Origin of the sequence: Tritonibacter sp. SIMBA_163, from assembly GCF_046535935.1 — a bacterium.
Lineage (GTDB): Bacteria > Pseudomonadota > Alphaproteobacteria > Rhodobacterales > Rhodobacteraceae > Epibacterium > Epibacterium scottomollicae.
The window spans coordinates 1-250 of sequence record NZ_JAWJBP010000961.1; the positions used below are offsets into that span (position 1 = coordinate 1).

Genomic DNA, 250 nt, shown 5'->3' on the forward strand with positions numbered 1-250 from the left:
GATTATTTCTGAAGGCAGCTTTTTCCCCGCCTGTTCATAAAGGCGGTGTGGATTGGCGCCATGTTCAGGTAATTTCAAACAGGATCCCCCCTAATGCCATCAGTGCAAAAAAACTGATCGCGGCAATGTTCATTTGCTTCACTGCACTTTTAATATGTGCAGCTTCGAGCCGGAATAATGGCTCGCCCATTTTAGCGCGGATCGACTGAATGCCGCCGTACGAGTTCACGCCGCCAAGTTCAATGCCGAG

At 49.6% G+C, this 250-nt stretch carries 1 pseudogene; it reads right to left on the bottom strand.

The window, feature by feature from the left end:
• Nucleotides 1–64: 64 nt before the first annotated feature.
• A pseudogene (locus R0J92_RS25180) lies at nucleotides 65–250 on the bottom strand (adenosylcobinamide-phosphate synthase); the annotation flags it as partial.